Origin of the sequence: Muricoccus pecuniae (assembly GCF_014199205.1) — a bacterium.
In the GTDB taxonomy this organism is placed as follows: domain Bacteria; phylum Pseudomonadota; class Alphaproteobacteria; order Acetobacterales; family Acetobacteraceae; genus Roseomonas; species Roseomonas pecuniae.
In genome coordinates this window covers 1-2383 of the sequence record NZ_JACIJD010000076.1, presented here as the reverse complement: position 1 = coordinate 2383, position 2383 = coordinate 1, and the positions used below count along the sequence as shown (strand labels likewise).

Annotated in this window: 2 protein-coding genes; both read right to left on the bottom strand. The window is 68.9% G+C overall.

What is annotated here, in order from left to right; genetic code table 11:
* Positions 1–759, bottom strand: a 759-nt coding sequence (gene istB / locus FHS87_RS23185) for an IS21-like element helper ATPase IstB (protein WP_184522251.1), incomplete at its 3' end; no start/stop codon positions are given.
* Positions 749–2272, bottom strand: coding sequence for an IS21 family transposase (istA, locus tag FHS87_RS23180; protein WP_184522254.1), 1524 nt, complete (start codon positions 2270–2272; stop codon positions 749–751). The genes istA and istB, both read right to left, overlap by 11 nt.
* Positions 2273–2383: the final 111 nt, after the last annotated feature.

The following is a 2383-nucleotide window of genomic DNA, read 5'->3' as shown; positions in this document are numbered from 1 at the left end:
CCTGTTCCTGGGTTCGGCCGAGCTGCTCCTGAACCGGAAACTGTCGTTGCCGGTCTCCAGGATGTGGCAGTGGTGCGTGAGCCGGTCGAGCAGGGCCGTGGTCATCTTGGCGTCGCCGAACACGCCGCCCCACTCGCTGAAACTCAGATTGGTGGTGATGACCACGCTGGTGCGCTCGTAGAGCTTGCTGAGCAGGTGGAACAGCAAGGCGCCGCCCGAGGAGCTGAACGGCAGGTAGCCGAGCTCGTCGAGGATGACGAGGTCGAGGCGGAGCAGGCGATCGGCGAGTTGCCCGGCCTTGTTGGCAGCCTTCTCCTGTTCCAGGGCGTTGACCAGGTCGACCGTGGCATAGAACCGGACCTTCTTGCGGCCGTGCTCGATGGCCTGGACGCCCAGTGCCGTGGCGATGTGGGTCTTGCCGGTGCCGGGCCCACCGATGAGCACGACGTTGTCGGCCCGCTCGGTGAACTCCCCCCGGTGCAGCTGCCGGATCGTGGCCTCGTTGACCTCGCTCGCCGCGAAGTCAAAGCTCGCCAGGTCCTTGTAGGCCGGGAACCGGGCCGTCTTGGTGTGGTAGGCGATCGAGCGCACCTCGCGCTCGGCCATCTCGGCCTTGAGCAGCTGGGAGAGGACGGGGACGGCCGTCTCGAACGCAGGCGCTCCCTGCTCCGCCAGCTCAGCCACTGCCTGGGACATGCCGAACATCTTGAGCCCGCGCAGCATGACCACGAGGGCGGCGCTCGCCGGATCATGACGCATGGCGCACCTCGCGATCCCGCAGCGCGTCGTAGCGCCCGATGTCGGCCCTCGGCTCCTGGGTCAGGACGAGGGCCTGGGGGGCATCGATGGCCGCGGCCGTGCTCGGGCCGTCGGTCAGACGGTGCAGGAGGTTGAGGACGTGGGTCTTGGTGGCGACCCCGCCCTCAAGGGCCAGCTCCACGGCGCAGAGCACCGCCCCCTCGTCGTGCTGCAGCACCAGGGCAAGGATATCCACCATCTCCCGCTCGCCTCCCGGCCGCCGCAGGAGATGGGCCTGGAGCCTGCGGAACGCCTCCGGCATCTCGGCGAAGGGTGCGCCGTTGCGCAGCGCCCCCGGCTTGCGCTGGATCACGGCGAGGTAGTGCCGCCAGTCGTAGACGGAGCGGCTGGGAACGTCGTGCGAGCGCTCGACGATCCGGGCGTGCTCGCACAGGACCTGGCCCTCGGCCACCACGACGAGCCGGTCAGGATAGACCCGCAGGCTGACGGGCCGATTGGCGAACGAGGCCGGGACGCTGTAGCGATTGCTCTCGAAGTGCACGAGGCAGGTCGGCGACACCCGCTTGGCGTGCTCCACGAAACCGTCGAACGCCCGCCCCATCGGCATCAGGCTCGTCCTCTCCCGGGCATGCGCCTCGGCAACGCTGCCCGGCAGGACCCCGTGGGGGATCTCGCCCCAGCGCTCGATGCAGCGGGCCTCCAGCCAGGCGTTGAGGGCGGGCAGATCCATGAACGGCGGCATGACCTGCCAGATCTGCCGCCGGGCGTCCTGGACGTTTTTCTCGACCTGACCCTTCTCCCAACCCGAGGCCGGACTGCAGAACGTCGTCTCGAACAGGTAGTGGCTGGCCATGGCCTGGAACCGCGCGTTGACCTGCCGGACCTTGCCCGTGCCGACCCGATCCACGGCGGTCCGCATGTTGTCGAAGATCCCGCGGCGCGGCACGCCGCCCAGCACCCGGAACGCCTCGGCCAGGGCGTCGAACAGCATCTCGTGGGTCTGCAGCTTGTAGGCCCGAATGACGAAGGCCCGGCTGTGCGACAGCTTGGTGTGCGCGGCCTGCAGCTTGAGCCGCTTGCCGCCCACCGTCGCCCAGTCCTCGCTCCAGTCGAACTGGAAGGCCTCGCCGGGCTGGAAGGCGAGCGGCACGAACACCCCGCGCCCGGTGGTCCGCTGCGCCACCTCCCGTCCCGCCTGCCAGCGCCGGACGAAGGCCGCGACCCGGGCGTAGGATCCCGCATACCCCAGGGCCACCAGGTCGGCGTGGATCCGCCGCACCGTCCGCCTCCCCTTGCGGCCCTTGCCCGCCTCCACCCTCAGCCACTCCGACAGCTTGTCGGCGAACGGGTCCAGGCGGCTCGGGCGCTCGGGAACCTTGAACCGCACCTCCACGGCGTCCGCCCGCAGGTACTTGCGGATCGTGTTCCGCGACAGGCCCGTCCGTCGCTCGATCTCGCGGATCGGGATGCAATCCCGGTGATGCCACCGGCGGATCACGCTCAACAACTCCATGTCGATCACTCCGATAACCCCGACCATCCGGCCGGGGAGGTGAACAGACACGGGTCATTTCTCGGCGAAAACTTCGGCTCCTACAGGGTCAGCTCTCAGTGCAAATCAACA

Coding starts and splice junctions, on each gene's coding strand:
- istA (WP_184522254.1), bottom strand. CDS start 2,272: ATGGAGTTGTTGAGCGTGATCCGCCGGTGGCATCACCGGGATTGCATC.